Source organism: Micromonospora sp. FIMYZ51 (assembly GCF_038246755.1).
In the GTDB taxonomy this organism is placed as follows: Bacteria; Actinomycetota; Actinomycetes; order Mycobacteriales; family Micromonosporaceae; genus Micromonospora.
This window is the reverse complement of record NZ_CP134706.1, coordinates 4,320,773-4,343,080: the sequence shown is the minus strand read 5'-3', so window position 1 is coordinate 4,343,080 and position 22,308 is coordinate 4,320,773. Positions and strand designations below refer to the sequence as shown.

Sequence of the window (22,308 nt, the reverse complement as noted above, 5' to 3'; positions counted from 1 at the left end):
GACCGGACCGGCCACCGCCCCACCCACCGCCGCACCGGCCGTCAGCAGCGCTGCGCCGCCTGGTGCCGCTCCCGCAGCAGCGCGCCGTGCGCGAGGTCGTCGCGCGCCGCCGAGTCGCGCACCTGCCGCAGTGCTGGACCGTCGAGCACGGCCCGCAGGTCGCCGTAGCGGGGTGCGCGACCGGTGAGGCTCGCCGCCAACTGCACAAGCAACTGCTCCACCGACCGGCTCAGCTGCTCGCGCCGGACGAGACGCCGCACCCCGCTGCCCAGGGCCGCCGGGGTCGGCGCCTCGGCCTGCGGCAGGATGCCGACGGTCGCCGCGAGCCGCGATCCGGAGCCGCGCGGCACCAGCCGGTAAAGGTAGGCGCTGCCGGCGACGGCGGTCCGGTCGACGAAGCGGGTACCGGTCGAGACGCCGACGGCCTCGAACGACTCCGGGATCGTGAACGACGGCCCGGACAGGGTCGGCACCACGCGGGGTGCCGCCGCCGGCCGGAAGCCGGTGGGCAACCGGGGCGGGGGCGTGACGCCGACGCCGGTGACCCGGTGCAGGACGGCACGCTCGACCGTGTAGCTCGCACCGGCGGCGGCCCGCTCCCAGCTCAGCACGGTGCCGCAGCGGGTGGGCGAGGCGGTCAGCCCGGTCGGCGGCCGGGCCGCCGACTCGGCGGACGCCGTGGCGGAGTTCGGCGTGGTGGCGCACGGTGTGACCGCCGAGTCACGCCAGACCCCGGCGCCGGCCAGGTCGTTGGTGCTGCCCAGAAAGGCACCGGCCGGAGTGGACGCCATCGTCCGTACGCCATAGTCGTACGGGCCGTTACCGAAGGCGTTCGTGGTCGCCGTCCACCAGTAGCGCCCGTCGCAACTGCCGTAGACGTCGAAGCCGAACTGTCCGGCCAGGCGTCGGGCCAGCACCGGCAACCACCGCAGGGTGTGGCTCCAGTCGTTGGTGCCGAGATAGAGCGCACCACCGTGTGGTTGCATCCGCCAGAAATGGGCGTTGAAGATGTTGCCGAACCCGTCGGGCAGCCCGCTGAGCGGGTACCGGAACGCACCGTCGCCGGTGGTCCGGGTGTTACCCACGATCAGCGACCAACTGTCGTCCTTGTTGATCCGGATCAGCTCGGAGGCCGGGAAGAACGAGGAGTACCAGCCACTGGCGCCGACGTAGAGCCGCTGCTGGAACACCTGCATGGACACCACCGAGGTGATCGCCGCACCCCGTCCCGCGCCGGCGGTCACCACCGGGGTGAAGGTGGGGGAGCGGCCGGCCGCGTCCGTGCGCCACACCGAGTAGCCGGCATCCGCGTCGCCCGCCCCGACGTAGATCTTCCCGTTGAACGTCTTCATGTCGAAAATGCTCAGCGTGGCCGGGCTGATCTGTTGGTACTGGGGCTTCCTGCTCCACGGCTTCTTGATCTCGACGACGACGCCGTCGCCGGTGAGGCCGCCGGTGGCGGTCACGAACAGTCGCCCCTGGTGCACCGCCGGGGCGCGGAACCCCATGGCCCGCTGCCGGCCGAACGGGGTGGCGAGGAGACCCGGACCGCCGGCCAACGGGGTGAAGCTGGTGCCGTCCGTGGTCCGCAGGATGCGTGGTGGACTCACCGTCGCCAATTCGGGGATGTACTCGTTCGCGGTGACGCCGAAGACGTACAGCGCCTGCTTGCCGCTGGGTTCGGTGTGCACCTGCATGCCGCGGAAGCCGATGTCACGGGCCACGAACCTGCCCGGCGCACGCGGATTGGGCAGGTCCGCCGGTGACCGCAGGGCCAGCCGCCACCGTCGGGTCTCGGGCGTGTACTCCCAGATCTCGGCGCGCAGGTCGAGGTCGTACCGGTCGGCCGGGCAGGTCACCCCCCGAACCGGCTCGGGCTGGTAGTAGCCGCGGCCGGGATAGTAGAAGTCCAGGGTGGCCTTCTCCACGCAGACCTGACTGCGGCCGGTGCCGACGTAGAGCCGTCCCTTGAACCACGCCATGGACCACGCGAAGCTGTTGCGGAAATCGCCGAAGCCATGGTCGGCGATCTTCTCGGAGCCAGCGGGCGCGGCCCGGCCGGGGGTGACCGGTGCCAGCCCGAGGGCCATGGCGACGACGAGCAGCACCGACAGCAGTTCTCGGCTCGCCTTCATGTTTCTCTCCTGGCGTGTGGGGCCCTCCGGCGCTGCGGCTCGGGTGCCGTCCTGCGGTGGGTGGTGAGGTTTTCGAGGAGGTGGGCGGCGTGGGTGGGGCCGTTGGTGGTGGCGAGTTGTTGGGCGATGGTGTGGGCGTTGTGGTGGTAGGTGGGGTTGGTGAGGAGTTCTTGGACGGCGGTGCGCAGGGTGTGGGGGGTGCAGTGTTTGGGGTTGAGGTGGATGCCGAGGCCGGCGTTGGTGATGCGGCGGGCGTTGTCGGGTTTGTCCCAGGTGGTGGGGGTGATGATGAGGGGTTTGCCGTGTTGGAGGGCGGCCATGATGGTCGCGGCTCCGCCGGTGGTGATGACGGCGGCGCAGCGGGGGAGGAGGTGGGTGTGGCTGAGCCAGCGGGTGAGGTGGATGTTGGGTGCGGTGGGGCCGAGGTCGAGGGTGTCGGGGTCGCGGTGGGTGCCGGTGGTGGCGATGACCTGGACCGGTTCGCCGGCGAGACCCTGGATCGCCGCCCGTAACAGGAACGGGTCCCCGTGCCGCAACGTGCTCTCCGTGACGTGGATCCAGGGTGTGTCGGTGGGGATGGTGTCGAGCCAGGTGGTGTCGGTGTGGGTGGTGGGTGGGTGCCAGATGCAGGGGCCGACGTAGTGGACGGTGGGGGGTAGGTCGGTGCGGTTGTGGTCGAGTTGGGGGATGTTGCCGACGAGGTAGAGGGGTAGTTGGGCGGTGAAGGCGTTCACTGATTGGCCGAGTGGGGGTAGGTCGTGTTCGGCGCGGATGGTGTCGATGCGGCGGCGTACGCCGGTGGCGGCGAGGTCGGTGAGTCGGTGCAGGATGTGGTTGCGTAGTCGGGTCCAGCCGTGGTGTGCGGGGGCGAGCCCGAATCCCCACGGCGGCGCGTCCGGCCCGGGGATGAGCGGGCCCATGAAGGTGCAGGAGAGGGCGACCGGGATGTGGTCGCGTTGCCAGAGCACCAGGATCGGTGCCCACATCGACAGGTCGGTGACCAGCACGTCCGGCTGCCAGCGGTGCAACAACGGTTCGAGGTCGGCCAACTGGTCGGGGATGGTCTCCACCAACCAGCGCCGCAGGGTGTCCCGGAGCAGCCCCGGCTTTGGGCGGCTGTCGGGCCAACCCTGCTCCAACATCCCGACAAGCGAGTAGGCCAGTCGCTCGTCGACGGCGGAGAACCCGAAGACCGGGAAGCCGGCCGACTCGATCGTGTCCCGGGCGGTCTCGCCGGTGTAGAAGGCCACCTCGTGACCCCGCTCGCGCAGCGCCGTGGCGATACTCAGCTGCGGCAACACGTGCCCGGTGAACGGCCAGCAGGTGACCAGGAAGCGGCCCATCAGCCCGCACCCCCGCCGACCGCGCACGCCCGCACCGTCAGGTAGTAGCTGGCCCGGCCGAGCGGCAGCAGATCGTCCAGCACGTACGCGGCCAGGTGGCCCAGCAGCAGCACCTGGTACACCCGGGGCCAGCGGAGCAGGCCCTTGAAGACCACCAGAATGGCCAGGTGGTACACCTCGGCCAGCCCCAGGCCGGTACGCGCCACCCGGTCCACCGCGAACCGCGGGCCCAGGATCCGCCGCACCTCGTCGAGGGTGAAGTGCTGGTGGTGGCCGGCGTCCGAGCCTTCGGCAGACTCCAGCGGCAGCCACGACGGTCTGCGCCGGCGAAGCGCCGGGTACACGTTCATCGAGTCCAGCGGTGCCAGCAGGCCACGGTGCGGCACGCTGACCACCAGCCAGCCGCCGGCACGAAGCACCCGGTACGCCTCGGCGAGCACGGCCGGCGGGTCCGCGACGTGTTCGATGACGTCCAGCAGGACGACGGCGTCGACGGAGCCGTCGGGAAAGGGCAGCGCTGCGGCGTCCGCGCAGATGATCTCGATGTGCGGCAGACGGCGGGCCGCCTCCGCCACGTGCGTCGGGTCCCGCTCGACCCCGACGACCCGCCGATGGCGGCTGCGGCCCTGCACCGCGGCCGTGCCGTAACCGAACGCGGCTCCCACGTCCAGCACCAGTCGCGCCTCGGGCGGCAGCCAGCGCCGGGTCCGGCCCCACCGGGCGACGTACGAGAGCAGGCGGGGCCGGCCACGCTCCGGCGCGGTCGGCGCGGAGCCGCCACCCGCGCCGGCCGATCCGCCGGTGCGTACGCCCACCGGGGTCTGCTGGCGCGGCTGCGGTGCGGTCGTGCGGGTCGGGTCCTGTGTGGTCATGGCCGGGACGCCTCCGTCCTGCGGTGGGTGGTGAGGTTTTCGAGGAGGTGGGCGGCGTGGGTGGGGCCGTTGGTGGTGGCGAGTTGTTGGGCGATGGTGTGGGCGTTGTGGTGGTAGGTGGGGTTGGTGAGGAGTTCTTGGACGGCGGTGCGCAGGGTGTGGGGGGTGCAGTGTTTGGGGTTGAGGTGGATGCCGAGGCCGGCGTTGGTGATGCGGCGGGCGTTGTCGGGTTTGTCCCAGGTGGTGGGGGTGATGATGAGGGGTTTGCCGTGTTGGAGGGCGGCCATGATGGTCGCGGGCCCGCCGGTGGTGATGACGGCGGCGCAGCGGGGGAGGAGGTGGGTGTGGCTGAGCCAGCGGGTGAGGTGGATGTTGGGTGCGGTGGGGCCGAGGTCGAGGGTGTCGGGGTCGCGGTGGGCGCCGGTGGTGGCGATGACTTCGACGGGCTCTCCGGCGAGTCCGCGTACCGCCGCCCGGAGCAGGAAGGGCTCCGGTTGATGGTGGGAGGTCCCCTCCGTCACGTGGATCCAGGGTGTGTCGGTGGGGATGGTGTCGAGCCAGGTGGTGTCGGTGTGGGTGGTGGGTGGGTGCCAGATGCAGGGGCCGACGTAGTGGACGGTGGGGGGTAGGTCGGTGCGGTTGTGGTCGAGTTGGGGGATGTTGCCGACGAGGTAGAGGGGTAGTTGGGCGGTGAAGGCGTTCACTGATTGGCCGAGTGGGGGTAGGTCGTGTTCGGCGCGGATGGTGTCGATGCGGCGGCGTACGCCGGTGGCGGCGAGGTCGGTGAGTCGGTTGAGGGTGTGGTTGCGTAGTCGGGTCCAGGTGTTGTGGGCGGGGGTGAGTCCGAATCCCCAGGGTGGTGCGTCGGGTCCGGGGATCATCGGGCCCATCATCGTGCTGGAGAGGGCGACGGGGATGTGGTCGCGTTGCCAGAGGATCACGATTGGTGCCCACATGGACAGGTCGGTGACCAGCACGTCGGGTTGCCAGCGGTGCAGCAGCGGTTCGAGGTCGGCCACCTGGTCGGGGATCGACTCCACCAACCAGTGCCGGAACGCCTGGTACGCCACCCGGCGCGACTGGCGACGGGTGTCGCGTTCCCGTTCCATCTCCTGTACGGCGTGCCAGTGATCCGCCGCGAGCCGGTCGAAGGGAAAGACCGGGAAGCCGGCCTGCTCGATCGTGGACCGGGCGGTCTGACCGGTGTAGAAGGCCACCTCGTGGCCCCGCTCGCGCAGCGCCACGGCGATGCTCAACTGCGGGAACACGTGCCCCTCGAACGGCCAGCAGGTGACCAGGAACCGGCCCATCACACACCTCCTCGCGCGCCGGCCCGGCGCTCCCCGGCCGGTGGCGGCGCGCCGTTGGTCCGCGCCCGTTCCAGCCGCCGCAGGAACGGGCCGAAGTAGACGCGTTCGAAAAGCGGCTCCGGCAGGAACCGGCGCATCCGGATCACCACGGACGCCGGCCGGCCGACGACGTAGCGCATCCTCGGGCGCTCGGCGGTGATCGCGCGCTGCACGGCCTTTGCCACGTCGACCGGGCGGGTTCGGCTTCGACCGACGATCCGGTCCGCCAACTCCTCGGCGGCGAGAAACATCTCCCGGTACGGGCTGCGCGGATCCAGCGCACCGGCCGAGGTCGCCCGGTTCGTGGTCCACCGGGTCGTCTTGATCATCCCCGGTTCGATGAGCACCGACCGGATCCCGAACGGGGCCAACTCCAGGGCCAGCGCTTCGCCGAGGCCCTCCTGGGCGAACTTGGTGGCGCAGTACGCGCCGACCCCGAAGGACGAGATCCGTCCGCCCACCGACGAGATGGTCACCACCCGGCCCCGGCCCGCGGCGCGCATGTGCGGCAACACCGCCCGGGTCACGGCCAGGGTGCCGAGCACGTTCGTCTCGAACAGGTGCCGGATCTCGTCGTCCGACAGGTCCTCCAGACAGCCGCGCAGCCCGACGCCGCCGTTGTTGACCAGGGCGTAGATCTCGCCCGCCTCGTCGAGCACGGTGCGTACGGCCTGGTCGATGCTTGCCGGATCGGTCAGGTCCAGCCGCAGTACGCGCAGCGCGACGTTGCGGTCGGCCGCCGCCCGCAGGACGTCGGAGCGGGCGGCGTCGTCACGTACCGTCGCGTACACCGGCAGGTCCTGCTCCGCCAGGTACAGTGCCGTTTCCAGGCCCAGTCCGGCGGACGCGCCGGTCACCAGGACCGGGCCGGTCCTGCGCTGCTGAGATCGTCCGCGCATGGCTCAGCCCTGCGCGGTCGCGGTCGACGGTTCGGCGCGATCGAGGGCGCCGAGGATGTGTCGGGCCACCTCGTCCGGCTGCTCAAGCGGCCCGAAATGTCCCCAGTCGGTGCGCGGCAGCAGCACGGGATGCACGTCCGGCAGCCGCTCGCGCAGATAGTCGAAGGTCCCCAGCAGGGCGGAGCCCTCGCAGTAGACGAGGGTGACGCTGCTGCGGATCTCCGGGATGGCCTCCGCCGGCAGCCCGCCGACCTGCGCGACCTCGGTCGCCATGCTGGTGCCGTCGAGCAGCCGCAAAAACGGCGCGGGATTGCGCGGCAGGCCCTGCAACGGCCCCCACCGTTTCGGCACCTTGAGACTCAGCCGCAGCAGATAACCCAGGTCGGTACGACGCTCCGGCGGAACCGGATGACCGGAGCGTTCCAGCACGTCCGCCCAGTCCGCCCAGCCCTGCCAGTCGTCCCCGGCCCGCAGGTACATCATGGCCGGCAGGACGGCTTCGATGGCGACCACGGCGCGGACCCGTTCGGGATGGTGGTGGGCGAAGTAGAGGGCGATGTCCGCACCGAAGCTGTGCCCGACGACGTACGGCCGCTCGATGTTGAGCGCGTCCAGCAGGTCGAGCAGGTCGGTGGCCATCTGGTCGAGGCTGTAACCGGCGGGCGGCATGTCGCTGTAGCCGTGCCCGCGCAGGTCGTAGGTGAGCAGCCGGAAGCGGTCGACAAGCAGGGACGCGATGCGCAGGTGCCAGACCGCGAGGTTGCCGGTGAGGCCGTGCACCATGACCACGTCGGGCCCGGAGCCGATCCGCTGATAGTGCAGCCTGATTCCGCTCGGAAGGGATACCTTCGGCATGTCAGCCCTCCGTCAGTCCAGATATCCGAGCGCCCGTAGGCGCGAGACGATCACGAGTTCCGAGTCGCTGTCGTAGGCTGGCTCGGCCGCCGCCGACTCCGCTGCCGCCGGCTGCGCCGGGGGCGGGACGAGCGGTGGTGCAGCGGTGGGCGGCGCGGGTTGCGCGGTGGCCGCGCCCGGCACGAGCACCGCCGCCGGCAGCCGGCCGTCCAGGTCGTCGGGGACCGGCACGCCCAGGCTGTGCAGCACGAGAGGTGCGACGTCCACGATCGACAGCTCCGGTGCGGTCAGCCCGGAGCGGATCGACGGGCCGCAGGCCAGGAAGATGCCTTCCCACCGGTGGTTGCCCTTGGGCTGGGGATGCGGCCGGATCACCGTGTCGGACCGCAGGATCGAGATCGCGGCACCGTCGTACAGCTCGATGGAGACGTCCGGTGCGAGCTCCTGGAACGGTCCGGCGAACGCCTCCTCGGCGGCCCAGACGCGCGCGATGAGCGGGTCGCCGGTGACCGGATGCCGGGCGGCGCGCAGATCGGCGATCAGGTCGTCCCGGATCTGTCGGCGCCGCCGCGCCGGCAGCGGCCGGTCGGTGCCGGGTTCCCGGGCGACGATGTGGATGCCCTGGCTGCTCGGTGTCGCCGCGTAGGCGAGCGTCCGGTTCCAGTCGAGCAGTTGGACGTGCCGGGTCATGTCGTGGAAACCGACGCGCGGGGCGGTGCCGTCCGGGCGCGTGGCGTGGTCGGCCCAGCCGAGGTAGCCGGCCTTGGCGAGCCAGGCGTTCAGGTAGAACATCTCGGTGGTCGGGCCGAAGCCGTGGTCCGAGGCCAGCACGACGGTGGCTTGCGGACCGGCCAGGTCCAGCAGGGCGGCGATGTGCCCGTCCAACTCCCGGAAGTACCGCAGGCAGCGCGCCGCGATGTCCGCCTCCCACCCGGCCTGCGGCGTCGCCTGTGCGGTCGGGTCGAGGAACCGCCAGCACAGGTGCTGGAGCTTGTCCACCCCGTCGAAGACCACGCCCACCAGGTCGGCCGGCTCGCGGGTCAGCAGATGCCGGGCCACCTCGAACCACCGCTGCTCACGCCGGACGTGCAGGTCCACCCAGTCCGCGTACTCGTCGTCCGGGCAGCCCTCCACCGTCTTGGCCTCCAGCGCCATGTCCAGCGCCAGCTCCCGGGGGTTGAAGCTGGGTAGCTCGCGCAGCTGGTCGAAGAGGTCCGGTGGGTGACAGCCCAGGCGCAACTGCCGCCACGGCATCCAGCCGCCGGGCACCACGTAGCCGTGCACCGCCGGTGGCGGAAACATCACCGGGAAGTTCAGCGCCACCACCTTCTTGCCGTACGCGCTGGCCAGCGACCAGATCGTGGGCGTGGCGATGTCCTGGGCGGTGGTGAGCCGGAAGTACTCGCTGTCGGCCGACTCCTTGCGGAAGAAGTCGAAGACGCCGTGGCGGCCCGGACGCTGCCCGGTCACCAGCGACGTCCAGCCGGGTGGGGTCAGCGGCGGCAGTACGCTGCGCAGCGGGGCGCGGACCCCGCGCTGGGCCAGGTCCCGCAGGGTCGGCATGACCCCGGTACGCATCAGCGGATCCAGCACGGTGAAGGTGGCCCCGTCCAGGCCGATCAGCAGCGTCTGCACCATCAGAGCGCACCCCCCGGCACCGGCTGGTGCGCGCTGAGGAAGTCCACGAGTTCTGCGACGGTGACGTCCCGGCTGTCGACCGGCCGCTCGCCCAGCTCAGCGAGGAACTCGGCGAACGGTAGGGGCCCATGCCGGTGCTGGAGCGCGGTGCCCAGCACCACCAGATCCAGCGATTCGAGGCCCAGGTCGGCGAGGAACCGGGTGTCGGGGGTGATCGGGTCGTCGTACTCCCAGTCGCCCGCCAGCTCCGCCACGAGGGCGATGACATCGGCGAGGATGCGTGGGTCAGCGGACATCGGACTCCCTTTCGGCGTGGTGCACGGCAACGGAGGAGCCGGTGGCGGTCTCCGGCAGGGTGGCCACCGCCACCGCGCCCTCCGGGGTGTGGGTGATCGACACGACCGGCACCGCCGGCACGTCCTGCTGCCAGCCGCCCCGCACCAGCGGGCGGCCCTCGGGATCCGTCACCACTTCGATGTCGGCCGGCAGCAGCCGGATGCCGAACCGGTCGGCCAGCAGCTGCGCGACGGCCTCCTTGGCCGCGGTCCGGCCGGCGAGCCACTCGCTGCGGCGGCCCGCCGGCAGGTGCAGCGCCGCGAAGCGGCGGCGCTCCGTGGGCGCGAGTACCCGGGTCGCCCAGACCCGCAGCCAGAAGTCCCGGTCGCCGCCGGGCATCGCCGACACGCGCCGGCAGGTCGCGGTGTCGCCCAGCCCGGGCTGCGGCCACGGGTGGGACAGGCCGGCCCGGTCCGGTGGCAGGAGCAGGGGACGTAGCTCGGACGGCAGCTCGAAGCGGCGGTCCGCCCACCCGGTCAGGCGCAACCAGACCTCGCCCCGCTCGGTGCTCACGTCGATGTCGGAGCGGACCACCCGGTCGCCGACCAGCTCCGTGCGGGCGGTGCAGCGCAGCTGGGTCCCGACCGGCGGGCGCGGTCCGCACACGTCCAGCCCGGCGACCTCGTAGGGGAAGACCACCGCCGCGCAGTCGAGCTGTTCCGCGGCCCAGAAGCCGATCACCTGACCGGCGGCGTCCAGCACCACCGGATCGAGCAGGAACGGATGCTCCGGGGCGTCGGGCAGCAGCCGGCCCAGGGGCAGCACCCGCAGCCGGCCGACCGAGCCGCGCCGGGCGGTCAGCTCCATCGCCGCGACCCCCTGCCAGCAGGCACCGTGGAACATGCCGTCGGTGTAGAGCTGGTCGGTCCGCCACCGGGACGCGGTGGCGTCCGGCGGCGGGCCGAGCGCCGGTGGCGGCTGCGGATGGCGTACGCCGAACAGCACCGTGCCCTCGACGGCGGGGCGGTGCTCCGGGCCGCTGCCGTCCAGGGCACGCAGCCGTACCTCGACCCGCTCGTGGCCGTGCTGCGGTGCCAGCCGCCGCGCGCTCACCTCAAGCGTCTGCGGCCGGTCGTCCCAGGCCAGCCAGGTGCGGGCGCGTACGTCGCGCAGCCCGACCAGGGTCTGGCCGGGCACCAGGCGGGCGGCTGCCTCGGCCAGGATCTCCAGGCTCATCGTCAGCGGCATGGCGGCCAGCCCGCGCAGGCCGGGATCGAGCGCGGAGACCGCCCCGCCCAGGGCGTGGTCGCGCAGGTACTCGTCGCGCGCCGGGTCCACCGCACGCCGGGCGACGAGTTCCCGACCGGTCGACCAGCGCACCGGCGTGCCGAGCAGCCGCCACTGCCGCCCGCCGCCGGCCGGCTTCGGGTCACCGAGGTAGGTCCGCACCACCTGCTCGCTTACCGACAGGAACCGCCGCATGGTGGTCAGGTGCTCGGCCAGCACCGCATCCGCCCGCCGGCCGGCCGGCACCGGCCCCATCGGTGCTGCCGCTGCCGCTGCCGGTGCCGGTGTCGGTCCGGGCGGCGGCGTGGATCTCGCCGGTCCGGGCCGGGGCGGCGGTGCCACCCGTGCCGGGGCAGCGGGCCGCGACGCGACTGTCGACACCGGCGTCGCCGGGCCGCCGGGCACGTCGGCGAGCGCGGCGAGGGCCTCGGCGGGCAGCCGGAGCATCGGCCAGCCCGTCGCCAGCGGCACCACCGCGTGTGCCGTAAGCGGCGCCTCGGGCGCGGTGAGGTCGACAAGCCGCGCTCCGCGCCGGGCGTAGAGGATCGACGGATCCACCGCCACCCCCTCCGCGGCCAGGATCCCGACGAGGTGGTTGAGCTGGGTGGTGCCGGTGCGTCGCGGCAGGTCCGCCGGCACCGCGCAGAACGGTCGGCCGCGCAGGATGTCCTCCACGAACGAGGTGAGGTTGCCGCGCGGTCCGACCTCGACGAAGATGCGCGCCCCGTCGGCGTGCAGCCGGTGCACCGTGCGCCGGAACTCGACCGGCCGGACCCACTGCTCCACCAGCAGCCGGCGTACCTCCTCCGGGTCGGTCGGATAGGGCGCCGCCGTCGCGCCCGAGTAGAGCGGTGCGTGCGCCGCGGCGATCTCCAGGTCGGCGACGACGTCGCGCAGCCCGGCGGCGTACGGGGCGAAGCGGGGAGTGTGCACCGCCCGGTCGTACGGCAACTCGTCGCAGAGCACCCCCGCCCTGGTGGCGAGTTCCCGGGCCCGGTCGGTGGCCGCCCGGTCGCCGACCAGCACCACCTGGTGTGGACAGTTGTCCATGGCCAGATGCAGGCCGCCCGCCTCGGCGGCGAGTCGCACCGCCCGGTCCCGGTCGGTGGCGACCACGAGCAACACCGCGTGCGGCAGCTCATCGCGGGCCCGCGCCTGCGCGGAGAGGGCCCGCAGTCGTGCGGCGAACCGCCCCAGCCGTGCCTCGTCGCGTACCGCGAGGACGCCGGTGGCGATCGCCGCCGAGTACTCGCCCGAGCTGTGGCCCAGGCATCCGCCGTCGGGCCGCAGACCCAGCTGGCCAGCGAGTACCAGCAGCGCCGCGTTTGCGGCGAGGACCGCGTCCACTGCGGTGTCCAGCTCGTTCAGGCGGGCGTCGGCGGCGGCCCGTTCGGCGGCCGAGAACGCGGGACGCGGGAAGATGTGGTCGCTCGGCCGCTCGCCGTCCGGGGCACCGCCGTGCCGGCGGTCGACCCGGTCGAAGACCTCCCGCACCTGCGGGAAGTTCAGGCACAGGTCGGCGAGCATGCCGGCGTACTGGGCGCCCTCGCCGGGGAAGAGGAAGGCGAGCGTACCGGTGCGGGCCAGCGGATCCGCCGCGAAGTAGCTGCCGGTCACGGTCCGGATCCGCAGGCAGTCCGGCTCGGCCAGCCGCCGGGCCGCCTTGGTCAGCTTGCCGGCGAGGTCGGCCAGCGAGGTCGCGACCACGGCCAGCCGCACCGGCCGCTCGATGCGGCCCAGCCGGGTGCTCAACGAGTAGGCGACATCGGTGAGGGTGTACGGTGCCGGCGCACGGGTGAGGGTGCCGGCCAGCTGAGCGGCCAGCTCGGCCAGCCCGCGCGGTGAGTCGCTCTCCAGGACGCACACCTCGCTGTCCCAGGCCGGCAGCCGCACCGGATCGGCCTCGCCCGGCGCCTCCTCCAGCACGGCGTGGGCGTTGATGCCGCCGAAGCCGAAGGCGTTGACCCCGGCCCGGCGCGGCTGCGGTCCGCCGTGCACCCAGGGGCGGGTCTCGGTGTTGAGGTAGAACGGGCTGTCGTCGAGGCCGAGCTTCGGGTTGGGCTTGCGGCACAGGGTGGGCGGCAGCACCTTCTGGTGCAGCGCCAACGCGACCTTGATCAGGCTGGCCACCCCGGCCGCCGGAATGGTGTGGCTGATCATGGACTTGACCGAGCCGAGGGCGCACCAGGGCCGCCCGGCCGTCCGGTGCCCGAAGACCCGACGCAGCGCCTGCACCTCCACCACGTCGCCGAGCGGCGTCGCGGTGCCGTGCGCCTCGATCAGGCCCACCGTGCGGGGATCGACGCCGGCCTGCTGGTACGCCCGACGCAGGGCCAACTCCTCGCCGTCGGCCCGGGGCGCCATCACGCTCACCGCGTGCCCGTCGCTCGCCACCCCCACGCCCCGGATCACGGCGTAGATCCGGTCGCCGTCGCGGACCGCGTCGGCGACCCGCTTGAGGACAAGCATGCCGATGCCCTCACCGAGCAGCGTGCCGTCGGCGTCCTCGTCGAAGGGCAGGATCCGTTCGGTGGGGGAGAGCGCGCCGAGGCGGCAGAACACGTTGAGCGCGGGAACCGGCATCCACACCTGCGAGCCGCCGGCCAGCGCCAGGTCGCACTCGCCGGCCAGCAGGTCCCGCATCGCCAGCTGCACCGCCACCAGGGAGGAGGCGCAGGCGGCGTCCACCGTGTAGGTGGGACCCATGAAGTCCAGCTGGTTGGCGATCCGACCGACGATGATGTTCGGGATCAGCCCCGGTACGACGTCCGGTCCCAGCGGCGGCAGGACCCGTTGCAGTTCCTGGCGCAGCCGCTGCAACCACTCGACGGAACACCCCGGGTGCAGCTGGCGCAGCAGCTCGATGGTCTGCCCGACGATCAGGCCACGCTGGATGGCGGTGGCGTTACCACCGTTGAGATAGGTGCCCTTGCCGAGCACGACCGCGGTGCGGTGCCGTACCTCCGCCGGCAGCTCGGTGCAACCGGCGTCGGTAAGCGCGTCCCGCGCCAGCCGCAGTGCCAGCCACTGGTCCGGCTCGCCGCCCACCGCCACCGGCGGTACGCCGTACGCCAGCGGGTCGAACGAGGCGAGCGGCCCCAGGTAGCCGCCGCGCCGGCAGTACACCTTGTCCTCGTCGGCGAAGTCGGGGTCGTAGTAGATGCCGCTGTCCCAGGCCTGTGGCGGTGGGTCGGTCACCGCGTCGACCTTGCGCAGGATGTTGCTCCAGTAGGTCGCCAGGTCCGGGGCGGCCGGAAAGGTGCAGGACATGCCGATGATGGCGACACCGGGCGGCCCGTCGGCGTCCACCTGCTCGGCGTCCACCTGCTCGGCGTCCACCTGCTCGGCGTTTACCTCGGTCACCTGCGTCCGCTTGTCGTCGCGACGGTCCATCGGGCTCAGCCGACCGTCGTCGCGGCGGGTGCGTCGTGCGGGGTGTCCGCGAGCCGGTGCAACGCCCGACTGCCGACGCCCACCATGTCGGTGACGACGGCGAGCAGCCGGCCGTCGGCGTCGCGGAAGTAGTGGTCGGCGTGGCAGAGCGGGGGTTGGCTCGCGGGTCGGATGCGCAGTTCGTGCCGGACCGGTGCGGCGGTCTCCGGGTCGCCGTCCGGTGTCAGGTCGGCGTAGCGCCGCAGCTGGCCCAGTTCGGTGGGGAGCAGGGTCAGGTCCCACTGGGTCCGCGCCCAGAGCACCTGCACCTGAAGGGCGGCGTCGACCAGGATCGGGTCGAGCAGCCAGCGGGCGCTCTGCGCAGCGCGCATGCAGCGGGCCGGGGTCGAGGGGCGCAGGCTGGCGCGGGCACCGCGCCGGTCCATGCCGTGGATCTCGGCGATGCCGTGGAAGGTGGGGCCGTGGAACAGCATCGTCGCGTACGCCTCGGCGACCTCGACCGGAAACGCGGGCAACGTACCCAGCTGCGGTAATGGGGGTTCGACGGGCGGTGGTGGCACCCCGGTGGCGAGCTCCACCGTCGCGCGGTAGTACACCTGCGTCGGCTGGGCCGCCGCCGCGACGGTCACCTCGGCGGTGAGCACACCGGCGCTCGGTAGGCTCGGCTGCCCGGCGCAGCGCTGGGGCGGTTCGGCCGCCGCACTCAGCCCGGCGGTGACAAGTACCTCGACCGGAGTGGGCTCGGGTCCGGCGGGTAGCCGGATGCCCTGCCGCAGCCGCATCTCCCGCACGCCGACCACGGTCCGGGTCGGCCAGTTCGCCTCCACCGCCTCGGCCACCAGTTCGAGGGCCATCGCGAAGGGCACGACCGGCCGGCCGTCGAGTCGATGGTCGGCGAGGTAGGTGTCGTGGGTCAGGTCGAACGCGTACCGCAGGCCGGTGCCGTCGACGGTCGACCGGGCGAGCAGCGGCCGGGGAGGCGTCCGGCGGGCGTCGGTCCCGGTGACCGGGGTCGGGTGCCAGCCGACGCCACCGATAAGCACCTCGGTTTCGCCCTTGCGCCCGTAGCTCAACTCCTCGACGAACCGCAGGCGTCCCACCTCGGCGGGGATCAGCGCGATACCGCGTTCGGCGAACCGTCGACGCAGCTGGGCAGTGACCATCCCGGACTCCCACGGGCCCCAGTTGACCGCGCACACGCGGGCCGGCCAGCGCGCGTCCAGGTCGGTGGCGAGCTTGTTGAGCACCTCGTTCGCGGCGGCGTAGTCGGCTTGGCCGGCGTTGCCGTAGCGGGCGGCGGCGGAGCTGAAGAACACCACGAAGCGGAGCGTGTCGGGGCGCAGCCGGGCGGCGAGCACCTCGGCCGGGACGAGCTTGGTGGCCAGCACCTGCCGCAGCGCGTCCGGCTGCTTGTCCCGTACCAACCGGTCGGCGATGACGCCCGCGCCGTGGATGACGCCGTCGATGCGCCCGTGTCGGGCGTACACGTCGTCGATGAGTGCGCCGAACGCGGCCGGATCGCGTACGTCGCAAGCGATGTACTCCACCCGGGCACCCGCCGCGCGCAGCCGCCGCACGGTGGCGGCGGCCTCGCGCTGCCCGAGCAGGTTCCGGTACGCCGCCTCGACCGCAGCCGGCGGATGCGGCTCACCTGCGGCGCGCAGCCGGCTCAGCAGGACCCGCCGCAGCTCGCGCGGGTCGGTCAGCCCCGCCGTGGCCGGCTCCTCGGCGGCGGCCGGTGACCGCCCGACCAGCACCACGGTGCCGCCGGCAGCGTGCTCGACAAGCGCCGACACCGTCTCGGCGGTGATCCCGCGGGCTCCGCCGATGGCCAGCAGCACGCCGTCGGGACCGAGCGGTTCGGTGCGCTCCCGGTCGACCAACTCGGCCGGTGCCACGGCGACCATCGTGCGTACGCCGTCGCGGTAGCCGACCTCGACCAGGCCGTCGTCCGCCGTCAACTCGGCGAGCAGGTGGCCGGCGGCCTGCTCCGCCGGCCCCGGCGCCAGGTCCACGGCCTTCACCCGCACCGCGGGCCATTCGTGGGCCAGGCTCTTGACGAAGCCGAGCAGGGCCGCGTCGGCGGCGCCGCCCGTACCGGTGCCGTCCAGGCCCAGGTGGCCGCCGAGCGCGGTGGCGGCCAGCACCACGCTGCCGCCGGCCTGCGCCGCCGTGTCCAGCTCGGCGGCCAGCTCGCGGACCAGCAGGAACAGCCCGCAGACCCGGTCCACCGGCAGGTCCTGCGCGGCACCGGCCGGCTCGCGCGGCGCGAGCGCGACGAGGTGGACCAGCCCGGTGATGCGCTCCGCGTGCTGCCGGAGGTCGTGCCGCAGCCGCGTCACGGCGGCCGGGTCGGCGGGTTCGTCGAGGGCGAGGTCGGCCCCGGGCGTACCGGACGCTCCGACGACCACCCGGACCACCTGCCGCCCCTCGGTTCGCAGCCGGTCGACAGTCGCGGCGCCGATCGGGCAACCGCCGTCGACCACGACGAGCGCTCCGTCCGCCAGCCCGCCCGGCGTACCCGGGTCCGGTGCGGTGACCGCCCGGGGCAGGTGCCGACCGATCCGCCGGTCCTCGGTCGGCACTTGTTCAAAAGGGCGCTGCTCCCTGCTCCCGGTCAGCTCCTCGATCGCCGCGACGATCTCCCGCAGGGTCCGGCCGGTCCGCATGCTCTCCAGGTCGGGGTTGGTGCCCTCCGGCAGCGCCAGGGACTGGAGCATCAGGCCGGCGATCTCCACCCGCTTGATCGAGTCGATGCCCAGGTCGGCTTCGAGGTCGACGTCCAGGGAGAGCATCTCCTCCGGGTAGCCGGTGCGGTCACTGACCACCTGGAGCAGCCGCCGGGTCAGCTCCTCCCGGCCCAACTCGGCCCGGCCGGGTTCGTCCGCCGGTGCCCCATCGGCGGCGGGCCGCGCGGCCGGCACCGCCGGTACGACCGCCGCTGGCACGGTCGCGACCGGCGCGGGCACTGCCGGTACGGGCGCGGCCCCGGTCTGGCCCGGCTCGGCCGGGTCGGTCCCGGCCGCTCCGGTGATCGCCGGCCATTCGTCGCTGGTCGGCGGCCGGTGAGTGGCGCTGGGCAGCACCACCGGTTCGGTCGGGCCGGGCAGGTCGGTTCCCGCCCCGAGGTACGCCAGCATGACGTTGCGCTGGGTTTCCAGGAACTGCTGCATCACCTGGTGGTACGAGTCCATCACCTGCTCCGCCCGGCCGGTGGCCGGCGTACCGGCCGGCTCGGCGGGAGCCGCCGGTCGGGCTGCCGGGCCGGGGACCGGCGGGCCGAGAAGACGGGACGGGACTGCGTTGTCGGTCCGGTTGCCGTTCGACGACGGCGTCACGATCTGGGTCACCTGCTGCCCTCCGGGATCAAGCTGATCGAGACGGTCGGCGCTGCCGGCCGCCGGTTGCCGTGGCGTCGGTGTGGACGCCGGTCGGGCCCGTCCGCCGTCCACCAGCCATCGGCCGGGACGGGCTGCCGGGCGGTTGGCGAGCGCGGCGAGGTCCAGGTCGCCCGGTGAACGCCCGGCGAACCACGGGCGTACGTCGACGGGCGCGCCCTCCGCCGCGAGCGCCGCCAGGCAGCCGAGCATGGTGGCCACTGCCGGGCGGCCCGGCACGTCCACCGGTACGGCCAGGTGCGGCCGGTCGCCGAGAATGCCGGCCACCAGACCGGAGAGGACCTTCCTGGGCCCCACCTCGACGAACACCCGCGCGTCAGCGGCGAACATCGCCTCCACCTGCTCGACGAAGCGCACCGGGCGCACCAGGTGATCCGCGAGCAGGTCGACAAGCGTCGCCGGGTCCTGCGGGTAGGCCGCGGCCGTGCTGTTGGCGTAGACCGGGATCCGAGGCGCGGCAAAGGCGGTGGTACGCAGCAGTTCGGCGAGGCGTTGCCGGGCCGGTGCCACAAGCGGCGAGTGGAAGGCACAGGACACCGGCAGCATGTGCACGGCGAGGCCGGCCGCCTGGCATCGCGCCACGAACGCCTCGACGCTTGCCCGCCGGCCGGAGACGACGGTCTGCGTCGGCGCGTTCAGGTTCGCCACCACCAGGTCCGATCCGTCCAGCTGGGGCCGCAGGTCGTCAGGTGTGGCCCGGGCTGCCGCCATCGCGCCGTCCACGGCGGTGGATTCCTCGCGGATGAACCGTCCCCGGGCCTCGGAGAGCCGCAGCAGGTCGTCCGCCGGCAGGCTGCCCGCCGCCGTCAGCGCGACGAACTCGCCGTAGCTGTGCCCGGCGACCAGGTCCGGCTCGACACCGGCCTGACCCAGCAACGCCAGGTACGCCAACTCCAGCGCGCCCAGCGCGGCCTGGGCGACGTCGGTACGCGCGAGGGCGGCCTGCTGTGCCCCCGCCTGCTCGCCGGTGAAGGCCGGTACCGGAAAGACGGTACGGCTCAACGGCCCGTCCCAGCACTGCGCCAACAGGCGGTCGGCGTGTTCGAAGCTCTCCCGTGCCGTCGGGAAGAGCAGCGCGATGTCGCGTCCCATGTCCACGTACTGCGAGCCCTGCCCGGGAAAGAGGAAGGCGAGCCGACCGTCGCCCAGCAGCCCGCCGTCGGCCGCGAAGTGCAGCCCATCGGCGGTGTGTACGCGTACTGCCGGCGCGGCCAGGACCTCGCGGGCCCGGCGCAGCTTGGCGATCAGGTCGGCCGGCGAGGTGGCGACGAGCGCGAGGTTCACCGGCGCGCCCGGGGTCCGGTGGTGGCGGGCGTGCGCGGCGGCCAGGTCGACGAGCCGGGGCAGTTCGGCCGGTGGCAGCGAGTCGAGCCGGCCGAGCAGGGCACCGACCGCCTCGGTCAGTTCGGCCCGGTGCTGACCGCGCCAGACGAACAGCTCGGCGGGCCAGCGCTCGCGTACCGGCGGCGGGGGCAGGAAACCGGCGGTGTACTCCTCCAGCACCAGGTGGAAGTTGGTGCCGCCGAAGCCGAACGAGCTGACCCCGGCCCGTCGCGGGGTGCCGTCCGGCGCGGCCAGCCAGGGCCGGTTCTCGCTGTTGACGTAGAGCGGGCCGGTGGTGAGGTCGGCCTTGGCGTTCGGTGCCGTCACGCCGAGCGTGGCCGGCAGCACCTTGTGGTGCAGCGCGAGCGCGGCCTTGATGAGCCCGACCACCCCGGCCGTGGCCTTGGTGTGCCCGATCATCGACTTGACCGAGCCGACGGCGCAGGACTGCGCGTCGGCGCCGGCCTCGCGCCACACCGTCGTCAGCGCCTGGGATTCCGCCAGGTCACCGGCGACCGTGCCGGTACCGTGCGCCTCGACCAGCCCGACGGTGGCCGGCGCGACGTCGGCCTGCGCGTACGCCCGGCGCAGCGCCCGGATCTGCCCCTCCGGTCGCGGCGCGGTGAGGCTGCGGTCCCGGCCGTCGCTCGACGAGCCGACCCCCCGGATGACGGCGTAGATCCGGTCACCGTCGCGCTCGGCGTCGGCCAACCGCTTGAGCACGACCGCGGCGAAACCCTCGCTGATGGCGATGCCGTCGGCCGAGGCGTCGAAGGGGCGGCAGCGACCACTTGGCGACAGCGCCTGGGTCTTGCTGAAACACAGGTACGTGAAGGGGTTCTGGAGCGCGTCCACCCCACCGACGACGGCCAGGTCGCTGCGGTGGTCGGCCAACTCCAGGACGCCGAGATGGAGCGCGGCGAGCGACGAGGCACAGGCCGCGTCGACCGTGTAGTTGCTGCCGCCGAGGTCGAGCCGGTTGGCGATGCGGCCGGCCGCGACGTTTACCAGCAGCCCCGGGAAGCTGTCCTCGGTCCACTCGGGCAGCGCGGTCCCGAGCGCGGCGGTGATCCGGGCGGCGTCGTCGCCGAAGAGCGCGGGCAGCGCCGAGCGCACCAGGTAGCCGCCCGCGAGGTCGGCGCCACCACCGCCGGCACCGAGCACCACTGCGGTACGGTCCCGGGCGAACGGCCGGTCGAGGTAGCCGGCGTCGCCAAGCGCCGCCTGTGCCACCACGAGCCCGAGCAACTGGAACGGCTCGATCGAGGGCAGCGAGTGCGGTGGCATACCGAAGGCCACCGGGTCGAACGGCACCTCGTCGATGAAGCCACCCCACCGGGAGTACACCCGGTCCCGGGCGGCCCGGTCGGGGTGGTAGTACCGGCGCCAGTCCCAGCGCCGCGACGGTACCTCGGTGATCGCGTCGACCTTGTCGAGGATGTTGGCCCAGAACGACGGCAGGTCGGCGGCGCCGGGCAGGATGCAGCCCATCCCGATGACCGCCACCTCCACCGGCGCCGGTACGGGTTCGGTGCGGGCCGGCGCGGCCGGCAGCGACCCGAGTTGTGCCGCGCTGCCCTCGGCGACCTCGCGGTGCAGCTCCTCGACCGTGCCGACCTCGGTACGCAGCGCCGCGACCTGCCCGATCATGTAAAGGCCCCGGCTCCATCGCTCGGCGGCGTCCACCGTGCTCAGCTCGGTGCCCACCCCGTCGGCGGTGGGCCGGCGATCCAGCCCCTTGGTGGCGATGCGCAGCCGGCCCACGTTCAGCCGCTCCAGTTCGTCCCGTAACGCCGACGGACTGGCCCCCTCCCGCCGCAACTGCTGCTTGCGGGCGGCGAAGTCGTCGACGTACGGCGACGGCGCGCACCGGGTGGCGTGGCCGGGGCCGGTCTCCAACAGGGTCGTGCCGCGGCAGGAGAGCGCCGCCTGCTGGAAGTCCGCGGTCACCGCACCGGAGTCGACCGCCTCTCCGGTGAACAGGTACGCCGTGCCCATCAGGGCGCCGACCCGGATGCCGCGTGCCACAAGCGGGGCCGCGATCGCCGCCGCCATCGCCCCCGACCTGCCGTCGTGGATACCACCGGCCAGCAGGACGTGGTACTCCCCGGCGTCGGCTGCGGCGGGCAGTTCCGCCAGCAGTGTGCGCACCGCGAGGTCCCACAGCACGAAGCTGCTGCGTGGGCCGACGTGGCCACCGCACTCGCGGCCCTCGAAGACGAAGCGTCGGGCCCCGTCGCGCAGGTACATCGAGAGCAGCGTCGGGGAGGGCACGTGCAGGTAGGTGGCGATGCCGTGGGCTTCCAGCTCGCGGGCCTGGTCCGGTCGGCCGCCAGCGATCAGGGCGAACGGCGGTGGGTCGGCGATGATCGCCGCCAACTGTTCCGCGCGTAGTTCCGGAGGAACGAAACCCAGGATGCCCACGCCCCACGGACGGTCGGGCAGCCGGGCGCGGGTCTGCGCCAGCAGCGCGGCGACGTCCGGTCCACGCATCAGGCTCAGCGCGAGGAACGGCAGGCCACCGGCCTCGGCCACCTCTGCGGCGAAGGCGGTCCGGTCGCTGACCCGGGTCATCGGTCCCTGCACCAACGGGAACCGGGTGCCGTGGGATCGCGCCAGCGGGCTCTGGGCCCGCAGCGGGTTGTCGGCGCGTGCGGTGCGGCACTGGGCCGTGGCGGCGTCGCGCAGGGCACCGACGATCCCGCCCACCGTCGTGAACCGTCGGGCCAGGTCGGCCGCGAAGGCGACCTCCTGACCGACGGCGAGGACCCCGTCGCGCGCCATCGGCCGCCCGGCGCACGCCGCGACGTCGCGGAGCAGGTCCGCCGGTGGGGGCCCCTGGCCCAGGACGCGGAACCGCTTGCCGAGCGCGGCGTCCAGGCACACCGTCTCCGCGCCGTCGGCCGACCGCAGCCGGGCGCGCCAGGCCGTTGGCAGCGACGATTCCCGGGCCAGCAGGACCTGGCCGTCGAGCACCACGCCGGCCGCGCCGGCCGCCTGGCAGGCGGCCACGGTGTGCCGGCCGATCCCGCCCTGCACCCAGACCGGCAGTCGCAGCGCCGCCAGGCAGCGCTGCACCAGCACGAACGAGGTTTCCTCGCCCACCCAACCGCCGGCCTCGTTGCCCTTGGCGATCACGGCGTCGGCCTCGGCGCCCGCCGCCTGCTCGGCCGCCGCCAGGTCGGTCGCCACCACGAAGGCCGCCGAGCCGGCCGCGCGGACCGCCGCCACCACGGCCGCCAGCTCCGGTACGCCGGCCGGCAGCACCACGACGTCCGGCCGCTGGTCAGGCGGGCCGAGCAGCGGTTCGACCAGGGTTGCCGGGTCGTCGACGAGCACACCCCAGCGGCCCCGTGCCTGGCCGGCGAGCAGCCGCGCACCGGCCCGAGCCGCGTCGAGGTCGGCGGTGAACTGGAGGTCAAGGACCCCGATGGCACCGGCGCGACTAGCGGCGATGGCGAGTGCCGGATCCGAGAATCCGGGCGGCGAGAAGACGAGGAAATCGAGGGCTGTTCGGTACGTCTCGGCTGGCACGCCACC

At 73.4% G+C, this 22,308-nt stretch carries 10 protein-coding genes; all 10 read right to left on the bottom strand.

Annotated elements, in window-relative coordinates; genetic code table 11:
* Positions 1-41 precede the first annotated feature (41 nt).
* The 10 genes from QQG74_RS19700 to QQG74_RS19655 are packed head-to-tail and all read right to left on the bottom strand — an operon-like array spanning position 42 to position 22,302.
* Positions 42-2,135 carry a hypothetical protein gene (locus QQG74_RS19700; RefSeq protein WP_341716236.1) on the bottom strand — a complete coding sequence of 698 codons (2,094 nt, stop codon included), beginning with the start codon at positions 2,133-2,135 and terminating at the stop codon, positions 42-44.
* Positions 2,132-3,478: a glycosyltransferase gene (locus QQG74_RS19695; protein ID WP_341716235.1), complete on the bottom strand. Its 1,347-nt coding sequence runs from the start codon at positions 3,476-3,478 to the stop codon at positions 2,132-2,134. Before QQG74_RS19695 ends, QQG74_RS19700 begins: the two co-directional genes overlap by 4 nt.
* Positions 3,478-4,350, bottom strand: coding sequence for a class I SAM-dependent methyltransferase (locus tag QQG74_RS19690; RefSeq protein WP_341716234.1), 873 nt, complete (start codon positions 4,348-4,350; stop codon positions 3,478-3,480). Before QQG74_RS19690 ends, QQG74_RS19695 begins: the two co-directional genes overlap by 1 nt.
* The gene (locus QQG74_RS19685; protein WP_341716233.1) at positions 4,347-5,660 is read right to left on the bottom strand and encodes a glycosyltransferase; all 1,314 of its coding nucleotides are present in this window, start codon (positions 5,658-5,660) and stop codon (positions 4,347-4,349) included. Before QQG74_RS19685 ends, QQG74_RS19690 begins: the two co-directional genes overlap by 4 nt.
* Positions 5,660-6,598, bottom strand: coding sequence for an SDR family oxidoreductase (locus tag QQG74_RS19680; protein WP_341716232.1), 939 nt, complete (start codon positions 6,596-6,598; stop codon positions 5,660-5,662). Before QQG74_RS19680 ends, QQG74_RS19685 begins: the two co-directional genes overlap by 1 nt.
* Positions 6,599-6,601: 3 nt before the next feature.
* Positions 6,602-7,453 (bottom strand): alpha/beta hydrolase, encoded by an 852-nt coding sequence (locus QQG74_RS19675; RefSeq protein ID WP_341716231.1) that lies wholly within the window; start codon positions 7,451-7,453, stop codon positions 6,602-6,604.
* 12 nt (positions 7,454-7,465) lie between these two features.
* Complete coding sequence (locus tag QQG74_RS19670) at positions 7,466-9,091, bottom strand: alkaline phosphatase family protein (RefSeq protein WP_341716230.1); 1,626 nt, start codon at positions 9,089-9,091, stop codon at positions 7,466-7,468.
* Complete coding sequence (locus QQG74_RS19665) at positions 9,091-9,387, bottom strand: phosphopantetheine-binding protein (protein ID WP_341716229.1); 297 nt, start codon at positions 9,385-9,387, stop codon at positions 9,091-9,093. The genes QQG74_RS19670 and QQG74_RS19665 overlap by 1 nt, the downstream gene beginning before the upstream one ends.
* Positions 9,377-14,047 (bottom strand): beta-ketoacyl synthase N-terminal-like domain-containing protein, encoded by a 4,671-nt coding sequence (locus QQG74_RS19660; RefSeq protein ID WP_341716228.1) that lies wholly within the window; start codon positions 14,045-14,047, stop codon positions 9,377-9,379. The genes QQG74_RS19665 and QQG74_RS19660 overlap by 11 nt, the downstream gene beginning before the upstream one ends.
* Positions 14,048-14,052: 5 nt before the next feature.
* Positions 14,053-22,302 carry an SDR family NAD(P)-dependent oxidoreductase gene (locus QQG74_RS19655; protein ID WP_341716227.1) on the bottom strand — a complete coding sequence of 2,750 codons (8,250 nt, stop codon included), beginning with the start codon at positions 22,300-22,302 and terminating at the stop codon, positions 14,053-14,055.
* Positions 22,303-22,308 lie beyond the last annotated feature (6 nt).